This window comes from Natrinema sp. DC36, from assembly GCF_020405225.1.
Taxonomy (GTDB): Archaea; Halobacteriota; Halobacteria; order Halobacteriales; family Natrialbaceae; genus Natrinema.
Genome location: NZ_CP084472.1, coordinates 1000946 through 1022274, shown reverse-complemented (window position 1 = coordinate 1022274; position 21329 = coordinate 1000946). Strand labels below are relative to the sequence as shown.

The window sequence follows — 21329 nt, the reverse complement described above, 5'->3', positions numbered from 1 at the left end:
CGGTGAACAAGTCGGTTCTGTCAGCGAGCCGTCCGCGGTTCGATAAGTTGACCCCAGATCAGGGATGCTCGCTCGCAGACTGCGGCTGGGCGGGGGTACCGAACTCGCACGTGGCGAAGGCGGCCCGAAAGTCGTCGCCGTCGAACGTGCTAACCAGTTCGTCTAGCTCCGCAAATACCTCGTCGAGTCGGCGCTGAAGCGTCTCGTACTCCTCGTTCGAGTCGACGTCGCCGCGCGATTCGATCGCACCGCGCTCGGCCGCGAGGGTCGCACACTCCGCGACGAGCTCCTCGTACCGGGCCCGACGGACGAGTCGGTCGGCGGTCTCGAGAAGCGCCGTCTTTTGGACGGGTTTCTCGAGGGAGTCGCCGACTGCGGGAAGCGGACTTCCCCCCTGTCCATCACACAGGACCGCTATCGTCTGTGCGGTCGTCCGGCATTCGATCTCGGCTGCGACGACGGTTCCGGAATCGGTCCGAAGATCGTGGCCGACCAGCACTGCGTCGGCGTCTTCGAAGAGCGAAAGCGTTTCATCGCCGTGCGTCGTCGTCTCGACCCGATACTCGTCGGCGAGCCACGATCGCAGCTTCCTGACGACGATCGGATCGTCGTCCGCGACGAGGACGGTGTTCGTATCACCAGCCATAATTTGGGATGGTGGTACCTCACGACCCGACCGATATCAAACTATGGGGAAATTCGCTGTGATTTACATGTTATGCCCCGATCAAATCATCGGATCCGTCTCCAGCGGCGGGATCGAAGGACTGGATCGTTCTGAGACGGACCGTTGCGAGACGGACTCGAAACGGTACGCGTGAGCCAAATCGTGGAACGCTTCGCTCGGACGGTCGAATCGGTCTCAGTCGGGCGCCCAACCGGGTTCCGACCAGACATCCCGTCGGTCCGAGAAACGGGTCCGGTCATTCCGGTCAGACCGACGATCTCCATCGGTCAACTCATCAGTTCGTTTCCCGTCCCAACAGTCATAGTACTGGAGTGTAAACGGTGGGTTAATGGCAGCGGAACAGGTTCCAGACGGGTATCTCTTCGACCTCTATCGTCGATACATCGGTGAACCGGAAGATCGAGCCGACGTCTACGTCGGATTCGGGTTGTTCCTGGGCGGCATCGGACTAGCAGTCGTCGCGCTGTTGCTCTTCCTCTGGGGTAACACGTTCGAGGCACGATCCGCCGGCTACTTCTCGTGGGTGGGTCCCGCGTACGCGCTCGCGATGATGGCACTCCCGGTCGTAATGCTCGGGATCGTTACGCTCCTTCCATCGGAGCGGCGGATGTTGTACGCGTCGATCGTCGGCGTGGCGATCACCGTCACCGCGGTCGCCGGCTTCCTCTTCGTCTATCCAAAGGACTGGAACGGCTACGGTGCCGATTACACCGTTCAGGTCGTCGCAGTGTACGCCGTCGGCCTCGCCGGCATCACCGCCTCAACGGGGGCGGCACTGATCGCCCACTACCTCGATATGGCACAGCAAGCGGAGGCGGTGGTGACCGACGAAGAGATAGAAGACGACGAGTCCGAACTGACCGACGCGGAGATTCAACAGGATATCGACGACGCGATGGAGGGCGTCGAACTCTCGTGGGGCGGCGTCCAGAAGACCGAACACAAGCGCCTGAACTTCTCGAGTGACACCCTCGACGACGTCAGCATCGATTCCGACGCCGGCACCACGACCACCCGATCGACGGGTGTCGACTCGCAGGTCGCCGGTCTCAAGGGCCTGAAAGGGGGCGAAACGAAGGAGACCACCTCGAGTTCGACCGTCGACGACCAGACGGCGAAGCTGAAAGAGCTTCGGGAGCAACAGCGGGCCGAAGAGTTGGCGACGGCCGACGACGACGGCGCCGTCACAACGGTGACGAAACCGTTCTCGAACCTGCTCGATCGCTTCCGAAACCTGGTAAAGCGGAATTAAGACGGGTCTACGGAAAGAAATAGCGTCTTATGTGGTAGTATCAGTTCCGAAAGTTTCGCACATAGATTTATAATCCGTCAGTGGCCTTCCCAACACATGGCTAAAGGCCTGGACGTCGGTACGATGAACATCCTGTCAGCACAGCAGGATGGGAACGACACGGTTTTCGTGCAACAGCGCAACTCCTTCGTAGAGATCGAGTACTCGGATATGGCCGAGCAGATGCTCTCACGAAGCGAAGTCCTCCACATTCGCAAAGACGACAAGGTGTACGTCGTCGGCGACGACGCCCTCAACTTCGCGAATATCTTCAACAAAGAGACCCGCCGGCCGATGAAACACGGGATCCTCTCGAACGACGAACAGAGCGCGATCCCGATGATGAAGCTCATCATCGAGCAGGTCGTCGGCGAGCCCGCCTATCCGGACGAGAAGCTCTACTTCTCGTCCCCGGCGGATCCAATCGACTCCGACCTGTCGACGCTCTACCATCAGAAGACGATCGAGTCCTTCCTCGACGACATGGGGTACGACTCCGAACCGATCAACGAGGGGATGTCCGTCATCTACAGCGAACTCGCGGACAACAACTTCACCGGCCTCGGCATTTCGTTCGGTGCCGGGATGACGAACGTCTGTCTCTCCTACTACGCGGTGCCGGTCATGAAGTTCTCCGTCGCCCGCGGTGGCGACTGGGTCGACGAGCAGGCCGCCCGCGCGACGGGCACGCCCGTCGACAAGGTCACCTCTATCAAGGAAGACGACTTCGAACTCGACTTCACCACCGACGTCGGCGGCGTCGAGGGCGCGCTCTCGATTTACTACGAGAACCTGCTCGACTACGTCATCGAGAACATCGTGAAGGAAGTCGACGAAGAGGACGTCGAGGAAGGACTGGACGTCCCCGTCGTCGTCACCGGCGGCACCTCGAGTCCCAGCGGCTTCGAGGCGCTGTTCAAGGACCACCTGGACGAGGCGAACATTCCGTTCTCGATCAGCGGCGTCACGCACGCGAACGAACCGCTATACAGCGTGGCACGCGGTGGCCTCGTCGCGGCTCGCTCCGACGAGGATGTCGACCACGAAGAGGAAGCTGAGGAGGCCGAAGCGGCGGCGGCAAACGAGTAAACCGTCGGCGCTGCGGATCGCGATTTTTCTGGAGTGATATTTGTTCGGCCTCGAGCACCGCGAAGCGACGGCTCGCGTTCAGGTGTCGGCCGACTCCTCGTAGAATCGATTGAAGGCGTCTCGCCAGGACTCGACGTCCTCCCCGGTCGGCTGGTGTTCGACGGGGATGTCTGCGAACCCACACCGGGAACACGAGATCGTCGACACGTCGCCGAGCGAGAGTTCTTCGATGGCCCCCCCACACCGTGGACACTCGTCCATACCTGTAACTTTCACGGGATGTTCTTAACTCTATTCGAATCTATCATGAAGCTTACTATTCGAATTCACGCGAGGAGGATGGTCTCCTCTCGAGAACGGCGTCACGATCGGCGACGCATCGAACCGACTGTATTACTACTACGTATTTAACAACCTTTTTGTATGCAAGCCATGTATGGCCGAGCAATGAGTACGACATCGTCACCCGAGTCCGCGATCGACCGGTGTCAACCGGCCGATGCCACTCCCGTCGCCCTCGAGGCGACTGCGCTCGAGTCAACGGCTCCCGAATACCTCCGCGATCTCAAGCGCGAGCTGACCGCGGACGGGCTGGTTCCCGCCGAGTTGACCGTCGCAGCGTGTTTCGACGAGGACTGTTCGCTCGCGACGCAGGACGAAGTCGATCGCATCCGGGGCTACGTGCGTGCCGGCTCCTTCCTCGGCGTCGGAACCGTGACCGTCACGGTCGACGACATCGCGGACCCCGCAAAGGTCCGACCCGCGCTGGCGGCGTGTGCCGAACGGGCCGACCGGGAGGGGCTCGCGTTCGAACTCGAGGGACCGATTTCGGCCGAGCACTGACCGGCGGGGATGTCCGGTCCGTCTCGGAGCACGCTCGCTCGTCGACTCGAGTCGGTCGAGGACTTTTCCGAGCCCTCGGCGCGCCTCGAACAGTATCTGACGCCGGCGGAGCTGGCGGCTCACCTCTGCCATCTGGCGGGCTTGCAGGGGGACCTCGAGCGTCGGGTCGTCGACCTCGGCACCGGAACGGGGATGCTCGCGATCGCGGCGTCGCTCGCCGGTGCCGAGCGGGTCGCGGGGATCGATCTGGACGCGGAAGCGCTCGAGATCGCTCGGCGGAACGAGCGGACGGTTGCGGGCGGTGGCAGTCCCAGTAGCGGTGCTGAGAGTCGGGATCACCGGATCGAGTGGCTCCGCGGCGACGTCTCCCGTCATCCGTTTTCGCTCACCGACGCCACCGTGCTCTCGAATCCCCCCTTCGGTGCCCAGCGCGGGAACCGACACGCGGATCGGGCGTTCCTCGAGACGGCTCGCGAGATCGGGTCCGTCTCCTATACGATCCACAACGAGGGGAGCCAGACGTTCGTGGAATCGTTCGCCGACGACGAGGGCGGGTCGGTGACCCACGCGTTCCGGGCCGAGTTCCCGATTCCGAAGCGCTTCGAGTTTCACACCGCGGCACAGGAGACGCTCGAGGCCGAGGTCTTTCGCATCGAGTGGTCGTCTCTGGAGTAACGGGGGGTAGAACTACTCGACCGACTCCGAAAAGCGACGCCGCCTCGAGCGGATAGTGATGCATCGAGCGTTTTGCGACTGCTGGCAACACGGAATTTCCACACCCTCCCCAGCCGATTTCTGCTCACGGGCGCTGCGGGACGGCTGCGCCGTCCCGACAGTCGCGGCGCGTCGCGCCGCGCACTGCCCGTTCGCATGGTTCGCGGAACCGGAGGTTCCGCGCTAACGCTCAGTCACTTCGTTCCCTCGCTCATCCCTCGCACAAGTCATCGACCGCCCTCACTGGCGTTCGGTCGGCCGACAGCGCGCGCCACCGCACGGTGGCTCTCCGGTTCGGAGAGAATCCGATCGATCAATAGCCGTTGTACGTCTCCTGACTCGCGACCGCGACCCGCGTCCCGTCGGCGGCCGCGTAGATCGTCTCGTCGTCGCGTTCGAAGGTGAGTCCGCCGGCCGTCACCGTCTCGTTTTCGTCGGGGATCGGTGTCGTCGTGACGGCATCGGTCTCGCTCGAGTTGACCGAGAGGACGAACGTCCCGTCGTCAGAGCCGATCGTTACGTTGCGCCCGGCGATCTGCGCTTTCGCACGGGAATCGTTGGATTCGTGCGCGAGCTGTCGGTCGGCCCCATCTTCCCACAGCCAGACCTGATAGACGGCGTCGTTTCCGACCGGCTCCCAGCCGGTGCGTTCGACGTGGACCGCCTCGCGCCAGCCGGGGCCGCCGACGTAAACCGTCTCTTCGCCGGTAAAGGCGAGCCGCTGGGCGCTAACCGCCTCGAGCCAGATCTCGCGGTGGTCGCTGGCGACGATCACCCCGCTGGACTCGAGTCCCTCGTCGTCCTCGAGGGCCTCGATACCGATCCCGGTGACGAGCCCGTTAGGAACGTCCTCGGCGTACTCGACGGTGTAATCCTCGATCTGGACGGCCGCGTCCGAGGACGCAGTCGACTCGTCGACGACGAGAAAGTTCGCGGGGATGGCAATCCCGGCGACGATCGCGAGGATGCCGATAACCGTCAGGAACGCGGCCCCCTTGTGGGTCAGCTCCGAGAGGCGGTCGGACCCGGGGGTCAGTCGATTTCCGCCGACGATTTCGCGGACGCGGTCGACGTGACCCGCGACGATGCCGTCGCTGCGGCCACCGCCGGCCAGTTCGAGCGATCGAGCGAGCGACGCCTCGGCGTCACCGGCGGCTCCCGCAGTTCGGTCCCCCGAGCGAGCGAACAGCCGTCGGACCTGCGATGGGAGGAGCGGGCGCTCGGACGCGGTCATCGAGAGTGTGACCACGAGCGCGAGCACCGAGACGATGGCGACGCCTGGCCCCTGGAATAGCACAAAGGTGTTCTCGGCACCGTACCAGTAAATCGCCCACAGCCCCTTCGAGAAACCAAATAACAGGACGGCGAGCCAGAGCCGAAGCGGGTTCGGACGGGTACCCCGCCGCTCGAGGAGGACGATGCCGAGGACGAACCCGATAAAGAGCCCGAGCGCGTGGCCCTGGATAGCGATGCCGGCCCAGGACGGCGCAGACGGCGGGCCGGGCTGGGCGGTGTAGATACTGATCGGTTCCTGTAGCGCGTAGTAGAGACGCAGGACGACGCTCTGGACGCCGAGCGTTCCGACGATCGTGACGATCGGGTAGTGGACGATAGCGAACCCGGCGAGGGCGAAGACGACCCCCGAGAAGCCGATCACGGGGCCGAGCGCGAACAGGCTCGTCAGCAGTCCGACCCCGATGACGGCCAGCGGAAAGAGCACGAACGCCCGTATTCGCGGATTCGAGCGCCACGAGTCGGAACGCTTCGGCTCTCGATCGTCCGGATAGTGTCCCCAGGCGTATTCCGCGAGCGGCGCGACGACGACCGTCCCGGCGAGGTTACCGATGAGGTGACCGGGGCCGGCGTGGGAAAACGCCGCGGTCGCCATTCCGAGCGGATAGAAGTACGACCACGTGCGGAAGGGGATCGTCACGGGATCGTCGAAGTCCGCGATCCCGCTCTGGACGAACAGATAGACGCCGACGACGAACGCGATCACCACGAGCGAACCCCACGGAACGCCGTACACGAGCCGTTCCCGAGCCACGTCTTGCCAGCGCCGCGCCGGCCGGTGGACCCGTCTGACGATCGCGATCGACCCGACCAGCGATGCGGTGACGACGACCGCCAGCAGGGCCGCGAGCAAGCGCATATGCCGTGGTTCGAACGGGGCCGTATAGTGGTTTACCATCAAGAACGTCGTCATGTCTCCGGTCCGAGCCACGTCCCCGACGGAGACGAAGCAGCGATGCCGCCACGAACTGCACCGAGCGTCGGCTTCGAAAGGTACAAGCGGCCGACGACCGGACTATCCGCCATGGAACTGCGGGTCACCGAGAGCACGGAGAACGAACTGTCCATCGAGATCGCCGGCGAGGATCACACCTTCATGAACGTGCTCAAAGGCGCACTGCTCGAGCACGACGACGTCAGCGCAGCGACCTACGACGTCAATCCCGAACAGTCCGGCGGCCAGACCGAGCCGATCCTGACCATCAAGACCGAGGGCGGAGCTGACCCGCTCGAGGCGCTCGAGGAGGGGGCCGTGACCGTCCGCGAGAAGGCGAATTCGTTCCGCGACGCGTTCGAAGCCGCGGCCTGAACCGACACGACGACCGCAGTCGCAGTCACCACCGATCGGACGGCGCTCTATTTCGCGCTGGAACGTTCCTTCCGAACTGCTCTTCTATTCGAGTCGATTCTCGAGAATTGTGTGCGATCGTTCGAGAGGCTGATCCCGGTCCCGCCGCGCTCGAGAGGGACGCTCAACAGGCGGTATAGAAGACGAAGACGTCCCCGTTGGGTGCACTATGAACGTCGAACCCCTCGGCGTCGAAGCCGGTCAGCATTCCGTCACCGTACTCCGCGAGGAGTTCCCCGGCGATAGCGTCGCCGAACGCCGACTCGTCGCTGTAGTTCTGGGCCGATACCTCGGTGAGAGTCAGTCGTCCACTGGCGACCCGCGAGTCACCGCAGGCGTGATCGAACTCGTCGGCGTCTACGTCCTCGGGCTCCCGACCGTCGAACTCCATCGCGACGAGCCCGCGGTTCTGATACTCCGCGTACGCCGCGAGTCCGTCGTCGTGCGTTCGCGATTCCGCTGGCTCCCGTTCGTCCTCGAGCCGATCGTGAATCTCTCCCTCCGTCGCCTCGAGATCGATCCCCGCGGCCTCGGTTCCCTCACCGGGTGCCTCCGGCGGCGATGGCGGGCCGATACCCGGTAGTATCGATGGGGAGATCACGCCCGTTGCGAACAGCACGAGGATAACTCCCATCACGACGAGAATTGGTAGATACGGTTTCGCGACCGCGAACCAGCTCGGCGTTTCCAGATCGCGCTCGAGCCCCTCGTAGATCTGCTCGACCCGCTCGAGGTCCGGGTTGCCACAGCGAGAACACGGCGGGGTGTTCCGGACGTGCTCCCGGCCGCAGTTCGTGCAGGCCCAGACGTAGTCAGGACCGGTGTCGACGGTGCCGGATTCCGTCAGTTCGGACCCAAAATCAGCATCGGTATCGACACCGCTCTCGGTCCCGCTCTGGCCCCCGTCGTCCGCTCGGACCACCGCCTTCTCGAAGGTGTTGTGACCGCAGGCATCACAGGGAGGGTCGTTTTCCGCGTGCGGTTTCCCACACCACGTACACCGCCATTTCACTGGTCGAAAAGGGGCCCGCGACGGAATAAACGTATTGACTACGACGGATCGTGAATATGACGGGTCGGGAATACAGCGGATCAAGAATACGGCGGATCGCGGCACCGTTCCGTCGCTCGAGTTCAGAGGCGAACGGGGACGCCGTGCTCGTCGAGGTAGGCCTTCGTCTCCTCGATCGAGTACTCGTCGAAGTGGAAGATCGACGCCGCGAGTCCCGCGTCCGCACCGGCCTCGGTGAACACGTCGTACATGTCCTCGGGGCCGCCACAGCCCGAGGAGGCGATGACCGGCGTGTCGACGGTCTCGCTGACGGCCGACGTCAGGGGCAGGTCGTAGCCGTCTTTCGTTCCGTCCTTGTCGATCGAATTGACGAACAGTTCGCCCGCGCCCCGCGATTCGGCCTCTGCGGCCCACTCGAGGACGTCGATCCCGGTCCCCTCGCGGCCGCCTTTCTTCGTACACTCGAACCAGCAGGATTCGCCGTCGATCTCGACGTAGTGTTCGCCCCCCTCGTCGAACCGTCGCCGGGCGTCGACGCTGATGACGATACACTGGTTGCCGAAGGCCTTCGCGCCCTCGTTGATGAGTTCGGGCCGCTCGAGCGCGCCAGTGGTGATCGAGACCTTGTCCGCGCCGGCCCGGAGTGTCTCCTTAATATCCTCGGTGGTTCGGATGCCACCGCCGACCGTAAGGGGGATGAAGACCTCGTCCGCGACGCGCTCGACGACGTCGAGCATCGTCTCGCGGCCCTCGGCGGAGGCGGTAATGTCGAGGAAGACGAACTCGTCTGCGCCCGCACGGTTGTACGCGCGGGCCATTTCGACCGGATCGCCGGTGTATTTCAGATCCTCGAAGTTGACGCCGGTATAGACCGCCGGGTTCCCGTCCTCATCCAGATCCACGTCGATACAGGGGATAATCCGTTTCGTCAGTGTCATCTGTAAGAATCGTATGGGGATGGACTAATGGACGATTCTGGTCTCATACTGTGGATCAGCCGACGGCAGTACAATTGACTTTCGATACCGTATGTACCATTACGATCCCGTGACGAAAAGCAGAAACCGGTGTCTCAAAACTCTGGTTGAGACGATCACTAGCACCCGATTTCCCAAATTCTATTAAATGGTATAAATCTATAACCATTGGGGTTATATCCTCTCATCTATGCCCCTCATATATGTCGTCCCCTTCGATCAGTTCCATCGGAATACGGCATCTCTTCCCGATTATCATAATCGTCGTCGGAATCTCCATGAGTGGATACGGTGCAGTGAATTACTATCAACAAAACCAAGCAGTAGAGAACGCCGTCGAAGTGAAAGCCACTATTACTGGAACGGACATCGAGACTGTCCACCACCGACGCAGTGACAATTATGCCCCAGTAGTCACCTTCGAGTATCGTTATCAGGGTACGTCGTACACATCAAATAATATGTATCCGACTGGAGCGGGCCTAAGCTACGACAGCAAATCGAAAGCGAGAGAATTACTACAAAAATACGAATCAGGTGAACGGATTACCGCGTATGTGAATCCATCTTCCCCGAGCAGTGGCTTTATTAAAGAAAAACAATCGAAGAAACCGCTTTACTTTCTGGGGATTGGCGGATTTCTCGCCCTCGCTTCTGTCGTTCAGTTCTTCAGATCATCCTGAATCACGGGATCACTCGACATCCGATAGTATAAGTACCGGTGTCGAAAACAAAAACGCATGACAGACGACACCGAGGCCCCTGACGGTGACGACACGGGAGCCGATGTCGGTCACGGTCTCGATACACCGCGTACGACCGCGCCGATGAGCGAGTTCTCGGCGCGAACCGTCGTGATCGGCATGCTCGTCGCCATCATCGGCGTGGCGATCACGTTCGGAATTCCGGTGCTCGCGGTCGGCGTATAAGTTAGAAGACGTACTCGTCGTCGTGGCCCATCATGCCGTCGTCTTCGAAGCCGGTTCCTGCGCCCTCGTCTTCGTCCGAGGGTCCACTGGTCTTGTATGCCTTGATGCCCGTCGAAAGGAGGTCCTCGATCGCCTCCTCGCGGTTGACGAACTCGCCGCGTTCGACCATCTGGGCGATCTGCATCTCGAGGTGCTCCGGTATGGTGATCTCTACTTTCGGCATCTGATTCGGCTTTCGGCGAGGGGGTATTTAGGTTTGACGGGGAGTCCACATCACTTGGAAGGAAACGATTCGTCTCGTCGGAAGGATAGACGCCGATAAATGAATGCCGAAGCCGTCACGCGGGGCCGTACGGGCGGGAGGCCGAGCGTCGTGGGTCGCCCTAGCGATTGCCCATCATCGAATCGAACGCGTTTTTCAGTTTGGTCCCCGGCTGGGTCAGCGTCTCGAGTTGCTGGCTCATCTTCCGCTGGTTGAAGTAACTCGCGAACGCGAGGATCGTCGGCGGCCAGAGACCGACGAACGCGCCGAGCTGGCGCTTTCCGCGGAAGAAGAAGTAATACAGTGAGAGGCCGACTGACGCGGCCGACGCGACGACCGCGGGGCCCATCGCCTGCTGGCCGATCTCCTCTGGTTCCTGTCCGGACAGTTCCCGTTCCGTTAGCTGCTGTTTGCTCGCCATGCATTGATAGCCGTCGCCGAGACCGTACTAAGGGATGACGAGGGTTTCGCCGGAAACCCTCGAGTTGTGTCCGTGACTGTATCGTTTCGACCAGTTGTTGTCTCGGTCCCCGCTTGCCAATTTGGGATTGCGCTGGGGCGACCATCTCGGTCGCGGCGGTGCTCGCATCTCAGTATCCCTCCGGTTCGATCATCCGGGGCTATCGCGCCAGGACTCGAGCCCGAGCCACCGGTCGGACCGAATCGAACGCGATGCTCAGTCGGAGTGCTGTCGGTCAGTTCCGACGCACCCGCAACCCGCATACGGGTGCACCGGGACGCAGGGACGACAGACCGTCTCAGGCGACAGGTACAGCAGACCGTCTCAGGTAATGGCGTCAGATCTACGTCTATCGCGGCGTACGCATGAGTATGGATCCGACGGACACGACTGACCTCTATCAGGAGTTCGGCGACGATCGACTGCCGCCGGGACAGCGCGAGACGTCCGCGTTTCCCGTTCTCTCGAAGAGCGGAACCCCAAACTGGGATCCCGAGACGTGGGAGTTCACCGTCACCGGCGCGGTCGACGAGGAACTGACGTTTTCGTGGGACGAGTTTCGAGAGTTGCCGACGGTCACGCAACGCCAGGACTTTCACTGCGTGACCGGCTGGAGCAAGTTCGACTGCGAGTTCACCGGCGTCTCGTTCCCCGACATCGCCGCTCGAGCCGGTGTTCACGACGACGCGGTCCACGTCATGTTTTCCGCGCTGGACGACTACACGACCGACCTCCCGCTCGAGGACTGCATGCGCGATGACGTCCTGTTCACGTGGGCGTTCGACGGCGAACCGCTCCCCGAGGATCACGGCGGCCCGCTCCGGGTGGTCACGCCTCACAAGTACGCCTACAAGGGCGCGAAATGGGTCGACGGCATCGAATTCCTCACGGAACCCCAGCGCGGATACTGGGAACGACGGGGGTATTCCCAGACCGCAGACCCGTGGCAGGAAGAGCGGTACAGCTAGCGTCGATTTCGTCGAGAACTGCGAAGGGGACCCGTTTTGCGATCGGTCGGCAAATAGTTAGGCTGAAGGCGGGGCGGTCCCGACGTGGTGTCGATGGATCGATCGTCGGGCGAGGGCCGACTGGCTGGTGAGACCGAGTCGTCGGACGGCGTCGTCGAACTCGTCAGCCGGAGCCGCGACCTGGGGAGTGTTTCCGTCAGTTCGATTCTCGACGGAAACGTAGACTCGCGCATTCAGTGGGCCGATCCCGACGGTCTCGAACTCGTCGGTCGAGGTGTCGCCGCTCGGTTTAGCGCGGACGGTACCGACAGATTCGATCGAATTCGATCGCAGGCGAGCCGAGCGTTCGACCGGCTCACACACGACGGGCCCGCGGCGGCCCGGCCGCGAGCGGTCGGCGGGTTTTCGTTTCACGACGGCCACGAGCCGGCTGCCCCCTGGGCCGGCTTCGACGCGGCTTCGTTCGTCGTTCCGCAGGTCCTCGTGACCCGCACCGACGACGGGACGTGGCTGACGGCCGTCGGAAGCCGAGCGGACGAGGTCGAGGACCGCCTCGAGCGCTGGCACGACCGCCTGACAACGCAGTCGACGACGCGACCGAGGGCTTCGCCGCCCGGCGTCGCGGGAACGCGGCGCACCACCTCGCCGGCGGAGTGGACCGAGCAGGTCGAAACCGCCCTCGAGCGAATCGCTGCGGGTCGGCTCGCGAAAGTCGTCCTCGCGCAGGCCCTTTCGGTCGACCTCGAGGGGCCGATCGACGTTCCTGCGACGCTCGAGCGGCTGGGTCGCCAGTACCCCAACTGTTACCGATTTCTGGTTGCTCACGACATCGGCGGTACGTTCTTCGGTGCACCGCCGGAGCGGCTCGTTTCGAAACGCGGCGACCGCGTCGAGACGGAAGCGCTGGCCGGCTCGGTTCCCCGAGGTGAGACGCCGGCTGAAGACGAGACGCACGTCGAACGGATGCGAGCCGACGCGAAGTTCCAGCACGAACACGGGCTCGTCGTCGACGCGATCCGCGAACAGCTCGCTCCGTTCGCACGAGACCTCACCGTCCGCGAGCAGACGATTCGCCGGTTGGCGACCATTCAGCACCTGCAGACGCCGATCGAGGCGACGCTCGAGGGCGATCGACACGTCCTCGAGATCGTCGAGGCGCTTCATCCGACGCCCGCGGTCGGCGGCGTCCCGCCCGACGCGGCCTGGGAGACGATCCGCGACGCGGAGCCGTTCGATCGGGGCTGGTACGCCGCGCCGGTCGGCTGGTTCGACGCCGCCGGCGACGGCGAGTTCGCGGTCGCGCTTCGCTCCGGCGTCGCGAGCGACGAGGCGGTGACGCTGTTCGCGGGGAACGGAATCGTCGCCGACAGCGATCCCGACGACGAGTGGGACGAAGTACAGCTGAAGTTCCGGCCGATCCTCGACGAATTACGGTAGTTCCTGATCCAATGACCGCACCCAACCGCGCGACCCTCTGGGGTCGCGTCCTCGCCGACGAACTCGCAAAGAGCGACCTCGAGGCCGTCTGTCTCGCGCCCGGCAGCCGATCGACGCCGCTGACGGTCGCCTTCGCCGAGCACGCCGAGATCGACGTCTACTCGCACCTCGACGAGCGGTCGGCGGCCTACTTCGCGCTCGGTCGCGCTCGGCGGACCGGCGAGCCGACGGCGCTTGTCTGTACCTCCGGAACGGCGGCCGCGAACTTCCACCCCGCAGTGATCGAGGCCGATCGGGCCCGCGTCCCGCTGCTGGTTCTGACGGCAGACCGGCCACCCGAGCTGCGCGACAGCGGGGCGAATCAGACCGTCGACCAGGTCAAACTCTACGGCGACGCGGTCCGCTGGGACGCTGAACTACCGGAACCCGAGGCCGACGAGCGAAAAGTGCGCAGCCTCCGAACGACCGCAGCGCGGGCGCTGGCCGAAACGAGCGGCGTCGAGCCCGGGCCGGTCCACCTCAACTGTCCGTTCCGAAAGCCCCTCGAGCCGATCGACGTGCCCGGTGACGTCCCCGAGTCGTTCGCCGAGACGCTGGCTGGTGCGGGACGAGACGGGCCGTTCGTCGAAACGATCGGCGGGACGCGAACGCTCGCGGAGGACGATCACCGACGGTTGCTAGAGGCGCTCGAGGCGGCCGATCGGCCGCTGTTCGTCGCGGGGCCCGCCGACCCGGACGGTCTGACCGGTCTCGAGCCCGCAGCGGTCGCCGAACTCGCCGACCGGCTCGGTGCGCCGATACTCGCGGATCCGCTGTCGGGACTTCGGTTCGGCCCGCACGTCGGGTCGACGGGCGGGGAGAACGGCGAGAGATCGCGCTCGATCTACGGGGGCTATGACGCCTACGTCGACGAACTGCCGTCGCCGGACGTCGTCCTCCGATTCGGGGCCTCCCCGACGTCGAAACCGCTCCGACACTGGCTTCGGGACGCCGACGCCCGACAGTTCCTGATCGATCCCGCGGGCGCGTGGCGCGAGGCGACGTTCACCGCGACGGACCTGCTGGCGGCCGATCCCGGGGCCGTCATCGACGGCTTGCTCGAGACGATCGCGGAGAACGAACGCACCGAGGGCGACCACCGCGACTCGACGACGAGCGCGACGGTCGACGAGAACTGGCGCGCCCGGTTCGATGCGGCCGAACGACGCCACTGGGAGATTCGCGACGAGGCGCTGACCGCGAGCGCGCTCGAGTCGGAGCCGTTCGAGGGCGCGATCCTCGCATCCGTCTTTTCGAACGCGCCGGATCCGGCGACGGTGTTCGTCTCGAACAGCATGCCGATCCGGGACGCCGACCGGTTCGGCCGGCCGCGAGCGGCCGACCTGACCGTGCTCGCGAACCGCGGCGCGAGCGGGATCGACGGGATCACGAGCACGGCGCTCGGTGCCGGCAGCGCGACCGACGACCCGCTCGTGCTCGTCACCGGCGATCTCGCCTTCTACCACGACTCGAACGGGCTGCTCGCCGTCGATCGCTGCGACGTGGACGCGACGATCGTCCTGCTCGACAACGATGGCGGCGGCATCTTCCACAAACTCCCGATCGAGGAGTTCGATCCCCCCTTCACGCAGCAGTTCAAAACGCCCCACGGCCTCGAGTTCGACGCGCTCGGAGAACTGTACGGTCTCGAGTTCGAGCGCGTGGCTCCCGCGGACTTCGCGGCCGCCTACCGTCGATCGCTCGAGACCGCGGGCACGCAGATCCTCGCCGTCGAATTCGATTCCGAAGCGAACCACCGGCGACGCGACGCACTCGAAGAACGAGTTACGGAGGCGGTCGCGAGCGCGCTCGAGGAGGACGCTGTCGACAGTTCGGACTTATTTTGATTCCGGGTCTCGTTCTCGACTAGTGAACCGGCGTGCGGTGGCGCGCGCTATCGATCGTCCGAACGATAGTGAGGACGATCGATGACATTGTGCGAGGGATGAGTGAGCGCAGCGAACGAATCGGCTGGGGAGGGTGTGGAAATCCCCCGTGCCCACGGGAGCAGGACACTCATCCCTCTGCTCTTGATACCACGAACGAACGTATCTCCTCACATGAACAGCATCTATACAAATATTCTCGACTCTCAGGGCCGGAGGACCCACCAGAGGGCGACGGCGTAGCCGAATGGCACCCAGGCGAATCCGAGCGCCAGCAGGCCGAAGAAGGAGAGCGGATCGACCAGCGAAAACCCCACCATCCCGACCGGAAAGAGGACGCTCCAGACGCCGAACGTCACCATCGCGAGTCGAGGCGTCGTAAGCAGGTAGCCGACCAGTAAGAGTGTACACGCGGCAACGATCGCGTTCACCGACAGCGAAAACATCGGCGTGAGACTCGCAACGACGAGCATCGGGTAGAGGAACGCAATTGATCCCACCGAAACCGCCGTCGTTCCACCGATTGGTTGTCCCTCCCACTCGAGATCGACCGCTCCGTCCCAGTCGTGGACGGCGTAGCGGAACCCGCCCCCACCGTCGCCGTCGGCGTCCGCCGCGCCCCCGGGCCCCGCCGCCGGTCCCGAATTCGGAGTCCCGTTCGGATGCGATCGGCCGCCGTCGAAGGGCCAGTCGCCAGTCGCTCGTCGCTTTTTCCGTCGGCGTTGCCGATGGCTCCGCTGGCGCGCGTGGTGGTTCCCCGCTCGAGCACCGCTATCGCTGTCGGTCCCGCTTCGGGTCCGCCGGTTCGTCCGCGCCCCGCTCGAGCGGCCCGATTTCTTCCGGCCATCCGCAGTCGCCCCGCCGTTGTCGGTCGCGGAACCACCCGTGTCCGTGCCGGTCGAGTCGGCTGCACCGTTCGCGTCATCGCCGTCGCTCGAGTGTCCCCCACCGGCAGGTCCCCGCGCGAGACTGACGTAGGCGTCGTGGCCGAGCCGATCGTAGCGTGCGCGCTCCGTGCCGTCGGTGAGCACCGACTTCGCGGTCGTAACCCGCCGGAACCGCTCGGCCGCATCGGGGTCGTCGGAGTGATCCGGATGCGTCTCGAGGACCCGCTCTCGGTAGGCCGACTTGATCTCGTCTCGAGTAGCATCGGAATCGAGCTCGAGCACTTCGTAGTACGACTCGCCCATCGCGTGAGCGGTTCGGCAGCCGGGTAAAAAACCACTCGGGCTAGATGAATGTCACTCGCGAACGGTGGTCGCGCCGTAACCGCAGCACTCGCTGGCGCGGAAATCCGATCTGTATCCAGAAGTTGAGATTGGGACACTCAATGCATGAGGTGGAGGACTGCATTTTGGTTCGTCATGGTGTAGTTCACAACTAGTATGAAGCGATAACGCCGGCAGACGGATGGCACGTATCACCGGCTCCACCCAGATGATCTCGACGACATCGGCTACTATGTTTGAATGCGCTGTTGACCATGACAACTGACTTTGATCTCCGACCGGGTATACTGAAGTATGACCTCTGAAGAGAAATCAATTACCACTGATAAAGAACCGAGTACGGACCCCGCAGACGCATTCGGAGCACTCAGCGATCCTCTCAGAGTCGATATTCTTCAGGCATTGGGAGGCTATCATCGTGAAACTGAATACGAGAAGACCATCGGATTCGCAGATCTCCGCAGGCGTGTCGGAGTTGAGGATTCCGGACGGTTTCGCTACCACTTGAAACAGCTTCACGGTAATTTCGTTGAGAAGGTTGATGGTGGATGTCGGCTCACGTATGCTGGTATGAAGATCGTTGCGGCTATTCTCATGGGGACATACACCGACGTAATAACAAAGGATGCGACAGAACTTGATAGCGATTGCTTTGTTTGCGACAATCCGGCTGTAGCGACGTACGAGAATGGAACCTGTATAGTTTCCTGTGCCAACGATCATCCGCTGTTTGGCTGGCAGGTTCCACCGACCGCCGCCGCTGACGCAACGCTTCCCGAGATCGTCGACGTGGCGGAGTTGCTGGCACGACAGGGAATGGAACGCACGCTCAACGGGTACTGTCCAGAATGCTATCACACTATTGAGCCAGAGGTGCTAGCAGAACAGACGGAACCCCCCGTTTTTCGTGCCCAGTGTGAGACTTGTGGTGCGCGGTTGATTAGTCCTGTTGGATACTGCCTCTTGGCAGACCCCCGTGTAGCAGCATTTTATCAACGACATGGACATGACCTCAACAAGTACTATATCTGGGATCTTCCCTTCATCCAAAATGAGGATCTATGTACTCTCGTCGGAGAAAGCCCGGTGCGTGTCGAAATCAATGTTTCTGTAGCGGGTGAAACGCTCACAGCAACAGTCGACGAAACAGGGCACGTTACTGACTACCAACTCGTCGGAGAATGAAAGATATATTACAGAAAAAACGTTCTCCGAGAGCTTATAATATGACGGACCAATGTCGAAATATGCGTTCGAATATGAGAAAGCGACGGCACGTGTCCGACGCAACGTGGCTCAAGTTGAGTAGTAAAACTCTGAACGGAATGATGGTCGCTGCGCTCCTTGCTACAGCAGCGTCCTTCTTCCTCATCTCCTCTGGGATGCCCGAAACAGCGACCATACCAATCGCCTCCGTCATCGTCGTGATGGCAGTCGGATTTGCTTTGGTCAAGGTTTTCGAGCATTTCAGAGTCGAAGGCGCACCGCTGACTGCATAATCGGACTTTCAGCACGCCTAGACTACCGTTTTCTTGCAGATAGATGTCGAGCAATAGGTCGAGAGTCTCCTCTTGGTTTCCATCGGGAGGATCAGTAGCTCGATTTACGACTGCTGCCATCCTCACGTGGATAGTCGTTGAAGTTGGCCTGCGTCGCGGTGTTGTGTGGATACTCGCGGATATGGTTGGAAATGTTCGCGGAGCAGACGTGATTCTTCTCGCTGTTGGATTTCCACTGCTCGCATATGGAATCGCTCGCTGGGGAATGCGACGAGGGATTGCCCCTTCGGAGTGGGACTACGATGTTTCGCTTCGACCGATTGGACTCGCCCTCGCAGGCGTTGTCATGTACTATGCCATTAGTGGAGCGGTTACCGTAGGGTACACGCAGATCGTCGGTACGCCTCAATCGGCAGCTGCCAGTGCTGCTCTTGCAGAAAGCGTCGGTGGGTCACTCTGGATAGCTGCCATGCTCTTTCTCGCCAATGGACTTATCGTTCCGATCACAGAAGAACTCGCGTGGAGGGGGGTAATTCAGACGGCACTCATGGACTCATACGGCACCTATGTAGGTGGGATACTCACAGCAGTTGCCTTCGTCGGAAAACATCTTATTGTGGACGGTGGTGCTTCGGTTCTCCGTTTGGTCTCATTGGTTATCCTTGGATTCATTTTGTGCGGGTTGCGATCGCGGTATGGAACAGCTAGCAGTACGGTTGCCCACCTACTGGTGAACAGTATCTCAACCGCGTCAGTTGTTTTCATCGCTCTCTGAGCGGAGCAGTTAAGCAGCACACCGTCACGTAACTGACGCGCTCTGATCTTTGCTGTACCCATCCCACCGCTTCGGTGCTGGCAGGATACGAATGAACAGCGTGCAAACAGGGGGGTGACTGGTAACCGTAGAAAACATCGTTCAAAGACAGTAACCGAAGAAAATCACTAACTCAAGTATCTTAGCATGGAGTTTTCCGAATGATCGCGGTGAAATCCTATCGCGAGTGGCCAGCCTACGATTCGACACCGCTGTCCGATCAGAGTTCACTTAGCAGTCTCGAAGAGGGTGTCGGACTGTCGAAAATTGTTACTAGGGGACCATCTAAATCCTATACCGCTATATCAAATCGATCGAATCGCGACGAGAACCTATTTCACGTCCCGCACACCACACTCGAGCAAATGGTTTCGGAACGCTTCGACCCGGAGCAGTGGGAGCCGGTCGCAGACCTGAACGACGAGTTCGAGGACATCACGTACCACCGGGCGGTCGACTCTGGAACGGTCCGGATCGCGTTCGACCGACCCGATGTCCGCAACGCCTTTCGGCCGGGGACCGTCGACGAACTGTACGACGCGCTGGATCACGCCAAGCGCCAGACGGACGTGGGCTGTATCCTTCTGACCGGCAACGGTCCGTCCTCGAAGGACGGCGGCTGGGCCTTCTGTTCCGGCGGCGACCAGACGATCCGCGGCGAGGACGGCTATCAGTACGAAGGGGATGAAGAACGGGCATCCGAGCAGGGGAGGCTACACATCCTCGAGGTCCAGCGTCTCATCCGACACATTCCGAAGGTCGTCGTCTGCGTCGTCCCAGGATGGGCCGTCGGCGGCGGCCACTCGCTGCACGTCGTCTGCGATCTCACGCTCGCGAGCGAAGAACACGCGAAGTTCCTCCAGACCGACCCGGACGTAGCGAGCTACGACGCCGGCTTCGGCTCCGCGTACCTCGCCAAACAGATCGGCCAGAAGAAGGCCCGCGAGGTGTTCTTCCTCGGGAAAACCTACGACGCCGCGGAGGCCGCGGAGATGGGCATGGTCAACGAAGCCGTTCCCCACGACGAACTCGAGGAGACCGCCCTCGAGTGGGGCGAGCGCATCAACGCGAAGAGCCCGACGGCGATGCGGATGCTCAAGTACGCGTTCAACATGACCGACGACGGGATGGTCGGCCAGCAGGTCTTCGCGGGCGAGGCGACGCGGCTGGGATACATGACCGACGAGGCGAAGGAGGGACGGGATGCCTTCGTCGAGGGTCGCGATCCCGATTTCGACGACTACCCGTGGCACTACTGAGTGGCCGGGCACCTGCCTGCCCGTCTCTCGAGTAATTCAACCGGCTATGAATCGACGAACGTACCTCCGGCGGACGGCCGTTCTCCCGGCTGTACTCACCGTTACAGGCTGTACAGCGCCGGGTATCGGAGCGAACGAGGGTAACGAGAGCAGCGGCGACCGCGAAACCGGAGCCGAACGCGACGGCGATGATGCCACGGGATCCGCGCCGATTCCGATGATCGAGAACCCGCCGGACGCGGTCTATCTCCCCGGCCACCGGAAATCGATGCGAGCGCTCGAGCCGGTGCAGACCGGCGACTACGCGCTGGCACCGTTGCTCACGTACCCGCATCCGTTCTGGCTCGTCACCGGAACCGATCGCCAACTCGTCGAACCCGACGGCAGCCGCGGGGTCCACCTGATGATCATCGTCTGGGACTCGGCGACGGAACGCGTGCTTCCCGTCGACGGCGCGCCCCGAGTGACGATCGACGGCGAGGACGACTGGCGGCGACGATCGTCGCTGTGGCCCATGCTCTCCCAGGAAATGGGGCTTCACTTCGGGGACAACGTCTCCCTCCCGAACGATGGTACCTACGCCGTCACGGTCGAACTGCCCCCCGTTTCGATGCGGCGAACCGGTGCGTTCGCGGGACGCTTCGGCGAGACCGAGACGGCGACGTTCGAATTCACCTACGACGACGCCTTCCGCGAGGAAGTCGTCGACGGCATCGAACTACTGGCGCGAGAGCGCTGGGGACAGCGGGGAGCACTCGAGCCCATGACCTCCGATAGCGACGGAGAAAACGGGGGGATGCATTCCGAGGTGCCGTACTCCGCACTGCCGCCCGCTGACGACTATCCCGGAGCTCAGTTGGTCGATCCGGACGCGGACTCCGGGACGGGTTCGGCCGACGGAGTGCCGAGGAGCGGCGACGCATCGTTCGTCGCCACGCTGCTCGAGTCCGGTTCGCGGCTGGCCGACGGCGACGACCGGTACCTGCTCGTCTCACCGCGGACGCCGTACAACCGTGTGCCGCTCACAAACATGTCGCTGCGCGCCGGGATCGAACGCGACGGGGAACAGGCCGTCGACGACCCGCTCGAGCTCACGCAAACGCTCGATAGCGAGTTCGGGTTCCACTACGGAGAGTCCATCGCGGACGCGCGACCGGGCGATTCGGTAACGCTCACGATCGAATCACCGCCGCAAACGGCACGACACCAGGGATACGAGACCGCGTTCGTCGAGATGGAGCCGCTCGAGCTGGTGGTTCCCGAACCGTAATTTCACTGCCGACGGGGCGTCG

Annotated in this window: 23 protein-coding genes; 15 read left to right on the top strand and 8 right to left on the bottom strand. The window is 62.6% G+C overall.

What is annotated here, in order from left to right; genetic code table 11:
* Positions 1–58: 58 nt before the first annotated feature.
* Positions 59–646 carry a HalX domain-containing protein gene (locus tag LDH74_RS05500; RefSeq protein ID WP_226041520.1) on the bottom strand — a complete coding sequence of 196 codons (588 nt, stop codon included), beginning with the start codon at positions 644–646 and terminating at the stop codon, positions 59–61.
* A gap of 370 nt (positions 647–1016) precedes the next feature.
* Here LDH74_RS05500 and LDH74_RS05495 point away from each other — a divergent pair, with 370 nt between their 5' ends.
* Both LDH74_RS05495 and LDH74_RS05490 read left to right on the top strand, forming a co-directional pair.
* On the top strand, positions 1017–1940 hold the full coding sequence (locus tag LDH74_RS05495; protein WP_226041519.1) for a permease: 924 nt from the start codon (positions 1017–1019) through the stop codon (positions 1938–1940).
* A 96-nt stretch (positions 1941–2036) separates the two neighbouring features.
* Positions 2037–3068: a hypothetical protein gene (locus LDH74_RS05490; RefSeq protein WP_226041518.1), complete on the top strand. Its 1032-nt coding sequence runs from the start codon at positions 2037–2039 to the stop codon at positions 3066–3068.
* A gap of 78 nt (positions 3069–3146) precedes the next feature.
* Here LDH74_RS05490 and LDH74_RS05485 read toward each other — a convergent pair whose 3' ends face one another.
* Positions 3147–3329, bottom strand: coding sequence for a zinc finger domain-containing protein (locus LDH74_RS05485; protein ID WP_226041517.1), 183 nt, complete (start codon positions 3327–3329; stop codon positions 3147–3149).
* Positions 3330–3515: 186 nt separating this feature from the next.
* Here LDH74_RS05485 and LDH74_RS05480 point away from each other — a divergent pair, with 186 nt between their 5' ends.
* Positions 3516–3911 (top strand): hypothetical protein, encoded by a 396-nt coding sequence (locus LDH74_RS05480; RefSeq protein WP_226041516.1) that lies wholly within the window; start codon positions 3516–3518, stop codon positions 3909–3911.
* Between the two features lie 9 nt (positions 3912–3920).
* On the top strand, positions 3921–4586 hold the full coding sequence (locus tag LDH74_RS05475) for an METTL5 family protein (RefSeq protein WP_226041515.1): 666 nt from the start codon (positions 3921–3923) through the stop codon (positions 4584–4586).
* A gap of 352 nt (positions 4587–4938) precedes the next feature.
* On the opposite strand, the gene LDH74_RS05470 is transcribed toward LDH74_RS05475, so the two are convergent.
* Complete coding sequence (locus LDH74_RS05470; protein WP_226041514.1) at positions 4939–6777, bottom strand: rhomboid family intramembrane serine protease; 1839 nt, start codon at positions 6775–6777, stop codon at positions 4939–4941.
* A 165-nt stretch (positions 6778–6942) separates the two neighbouring features.
* Between LDH74_RS05470 and LDH74_RS05465 the strand changes: the two genes are divergently transcribed.
* On the top strand, positions 6943–7227 hold the full coding sequence (locus LDH74_RS05465) for a DNA-directed RNA polymerase subunit L (protein ID WP_226041513.1): 285 nt from the start codon (positions 6943–6945) through the stop codon (positions 7225–7227).
* A gap of 163 nt (positions 7228–7390) precedes the next feature.
* Here the strand turns inward: LDH74_RS05465 and LDH74_RS05460 are convergent, their stop codons facing one another.
* Both LDH74_RS05460 and hisF read right to left on the bottom strand, forming a co-directional pair.
* Entirely contained in the window at positions 7391–8278 is an 888-nt protein-coding gene (locus LDH74_RS05460; RefSeq protein ID WP_226041512.1) for a hypothetical protein, read from the bottom strand.
* Between the two features lie 122 nt (positions 8279–8400).
* Entirely contained in the window at positions 8401–9216 is an 816-nt protein-coding gene (gene hisF / locus LDH74_RS05455) for an imidazole glycerol phosphate synthase subunit HisF (RefSeq protein ID WP_226041511.1), read from the bottom strand.
* A gap of 242 nt (positions 9217–9458) precedes the next feature.
* Between hisF and LDH74_RS05450 the strand changes: the two genes are divergently transcribed.
* Together LDH74_RS05450 and LDH74_RS05445 are read left to right on the top strand one after the other, a co-directional pair.
* Entirely contained in the window at positions 9459–9938 is a 480-nt protein-coding gene (locus tag LDH74_RS05450; protein WP_226041510.1) for a DUF3592 domain-containing protein, read from the top strand.
* Positions 9939–9995: 57 nt separating this feature from the next.
* Positions 9996–10184, top strand: a complete 189-nt coding sequence (locus tag LDH74_RS05445) for a hypothetical protein (protein WP_226041509.1) — start codon at positions 9996–9998, stop codon at positions 10182–10184.
* Between the two features lies 1 nt (position 10185).
* Here LDH74_RS05445 and LDH74_RS05440 read toward each other — a convergent pair whose 3' ends face one another.
* Together LDH74_RS05440 and LDH74_RS05435 are read right to left on the bottom strand one after the other, a co-directional pair.
* Complete coding sequence (locus LDH74_RS05440; protein ID WP_098727151.1) at positions 10186–10407, bottom strand: ribbon-helix-helix domain-containing protein; 222 nt, start codon at positions 10405–10407, stop codon at positions 10186–10188.
* A 160-nt stretch (positions 10408–10567) separates the two neighbouring features.
* The gene (locus LDH74_RS05435) at positions 10568–10867 is read right to left on the bottom strand and encodes a hypothetical protein (protein WP_226041508.1); all 300 of its coding nucleotides are present in this window, start codon (positions 10865–10867) and stop codon (positions 10568–10570) included.
* A 404-nt stretch (positions 10868–11271) separates the two neighbouring features.
* Between LDH74_RS05435 and LDH74_RS05430 the strand changes: the two genes are divergently transcribed.
* The 3 genes from LDH74_RS05430 (at position 11272) to menD (ending at position 15197) form a co-directional block, all read left to right on the top strand.
* Complete coding sequence (locus LDH74_RS05430) at positions 11272–11874, top strand: sulfite oxidase-like oxidoreductase (RefSeq protein WP_226041507.1); 603 nt, start codon at positions 11272–11274, stop codon at positions 11872–11874.
* Between the two features lie 93 nt (positions 11875–11967).
* A complete protein-coding gene (locus LDH74_RS05425) occupies positions 11968–13311 on the top strand; it encodes an isochorismate synthase (RefSeq protein WP_226041506.1) in 1344 nt (447 codons plus the stop codon).
* Between the two features lie 11 nt (positions 13312–13322).
* Positions 13323–15197, top strand: a complete 1875-nt coding sequence (gene menD / locus LDH74_RS05420; RefSeq protein WP_226041505.1) for a 2-succinyl-5-enolpyruvyl-6-hydroxy-3-cyclohexene-1-carboxylic-acid synthase — start codon at positions 13323–13325, stop codon at positions 15195–15197.
* 245 nt (positions 15198–15442) lie between these two features.
* On the opposite strand, the gene LDH74_RS05415 is transcribed toward menD, so the two are convergent.
* Positions 15443–16426 (bottom strand): DnaJ domain-containing protein, encoded by a 984-nt coding sequence (locus tag LDH74_RS05415; RefSeq protein ID WP_226041504.1) that lies wholly within the window; start codon positions 16424–16426, stop codon positions 15443–15445.
* A 333-nt stretch (positions 16427–16759) separates the two neighbouring features.
* Between LDH74_RS05415 and LDH74_RS05410 the strand changes: the two genes are divergently transcribed.
* The 5 genes from LDH74_RS05410 to LDH74_RS05390 all read left to right on the top strand — a co-directional run bounded on the left by LDH74_RS05410 (position 16760) and on the right by LDH74_RS05390 (position 21307).
* Positions 16760–17650: a helix-turn-helix domain-containing protein gene (locus tag LDH74_RS05410; RefSeq protein WP_226041503.1), complete on the top strand. Its 891-nt coding sequence runs from the start codon at positions 16760–16762 to the stop codon at positions 17648–17650.
* 92 nt (positions 17651–17742) lie between these two features.
* Complete coding sequence (locus LDH74_RS05405) at positions 17743–17964, top strand: hypothetical protein (RefSeq protein ID WP_226041502.1); 222 nt, start codon at positions 17743–17745, stop codon at positions 17962–17964.
* A gap of 181 nt (positions 17965–18145) precedes the next feature.
* Positions 18146–18739: a CPBP family intramembrane glutamic endopeptidase gene (locus tag LDH74_RS05400; protein ID WP_226041501.1), complete on the top strand. Its 594-nt coding sequence runs from the start codon at positions 18146–18148 to the stop codon at positions 18737–18739.
* A 404-nt stretch (positions 18740–19143) separates the two neighbouring features.
* Complete coding sequence (locus tag LDH74_RS05395; RefSeq protein WP_226041500.1) at positions 19144–20037, top strand: 1,4-dihydroxy-2-naphthoyl-CoA synthase; 894 nt, start codon at positions 19144–19146, stop codon at positions 20035–20037.
* Positions 20038–20083: 46 nt separating this feature from the next.
* Complete coding sequence (locus tag LDH74_RS05390; protein WP_226041499.1) at positions 20084–21307, top strand: iron transporter; 1224 nt, start codon at positions 20084–20086, stop codon at positions 21305–21307.
* The last annotated feature ends 22 nt before the right edge of the window (positions 21308–21329 follow it).

What these genes read in the sequence shown, in the direction of transcription:
- LDH74_RS05450 (WP_226041510.1), top strand. Translation starts at nt 9,459, where the DNA reads ATGTCGTCCCCTTCGATCAGTTCCATCGGAATACGGCATCTCTTCCCG.
- LDH74_RS05465 (WP_226041513.1), top strand. Translation starts at nt 6,943, where the DNA reads ATGGAACTGCGGGTCACCGAGAGCACGGAGAACGAACTGTCCATCGAG.
- LDH74_RS05435 (WP_226041508.1), bottom strand. Translation starts at nt 10,867, where the DNA reads ATGGCGAGCAAACAGCAGCTAACGGAACGGGAACTGTCCGGACAGGAA.
- LDH74_RS05440 (WP_098727151.1), bottom strand. Translation starts at nt 10,407, where the DNA reads ATGCCGAAAGTAGAGATCACCATACCGGAGCACCTCGAGATGCAGATC.
- LDH74_RS05390 (WP_226041499.1), top strand. Translation starts at nt 20,084, where the DNA reads ATGAATCGACGAACGTACCTCCGGCGGACGGCCGTTCTCCCGGCTGTA.
- LDH74_RS05425 (WP_226041506.1), top strand. Translation starts at nt 11,968, where the DNA reads ATGGATCGATCGTCGGGCGAGGGCCGACTGGCTGGTGAGACCGAGTCG.
- LDH74_RS05430 (WP_226041507.1), top strand. Translation starts at nt 11,272, where the DNA reads ATGAGTATGGATCCGACGGACACGACTGACCTCTATCAGGAGTTCGGC.
- LDH74_RS05400 (WP_226041501.1), top strand. Translation starts at nt 18,146, where the DNA reads ATGGTTGGAAATGTTCGCGGAGCAGACGTGATTCTTCTCGCTGTTGGA.
- LDH74_RS05475 (WP_226041515.1), top strand. Translation starts at nt 3,921, where the DNA reads ATGTCCGGTCCGTCTCGGAGCACGCTCGCTCGTCGACTCGAGTCGGTC.
- menD (WP_226041505.1), top strand. Translation starts at nt 13,323, where the DNA reads ATGACCGCACCCAACCGCGCGACCCTCTGGGGTCGCGTCCTCGCCGAC.
- LDH74_RS05500 (WP_226041520.1), bottom strand. Translation starts at nt 646, where the DNA reads ATGGCTGGTGATACGAACACCGTCCTCGTCGCGGACGACGATCCGATC.
- LDH74_RS05395 (WP_226041500.1), top strand. Translation starts at nt 19,144, where the DNA reads ATGGTTTCGGAACGCTTCGACCCGGAGCAGTGGGAGCCGGTCGCAGAC.
- hisF (WP_226041511.1), bottom strand. Translation starts at nt 9,216, where the DNA reads ATGACACTGACGAAACGGATTATCCCCTGTATCGACGTGGATCTGGAT.
- LDH74_RS05410 (WP_226041503.1), top strand. Translation starts at nt 16,760, where the DNA reads ATGACCTCTGAAGAGAAATCAATTACCACTGATAAAGAACCGAGTACG.
- LDH74_RS05445 (WP_226041509.1), top strand. Translation starts at nt 9,996, where the DNA reads ATGACAGACGACACCGAGGCCCCTGACGGTGACGACACGGGAGCCGAT.
- LDH74_RS05490 (WP_226041518.1), top strand. Translation starts at nt 2,037, where the DNA reads ATGGCTAAAGGCCTGGACGTCGGTACGATGAACATCCTGTCAGCACAG.
- LDH74_RS05480 (WP_226041516.1), top strand. Translation starts at nt 3,516, where the DNA reads ATGAGTACGACATCGTCACCCGAGTCCGCGATCGACCGGTGTCAACCG.
- LDH74_RS05495 (WP_226041519.1), top strand. Translation starts at nt 1,017, where the DNA reads ATGGCAGCGGAACAGGTTCCAGACGGGTATCTCTTCGACCTCTATCGT.
- LDH74_RS05470 (WP_226041514.1), bottom strand. Translation starts at nt 6,777, where the DNA reads ATGCGCTTGCTCGCGGCCCTGCTGGCGGTCGTCGTCACCGCATCGCTG.
- LDH74_RS05485 (WP_226041517.1), bottom strand. Translation starts at nt 3,329, where the DNA reads ATGGACGAGTGTCCACGGTGTGGGGGGGCCATCGAAGAACTCTCGCTC.
- LDH74_RS05415 (WP_226041504.1), bottom strand. Translation starts at nt 16,426, where the DNA reads ATGGGCGAGTCGTACTACGAAGTGCTCGAGCTCGATTCCGATGCTACT.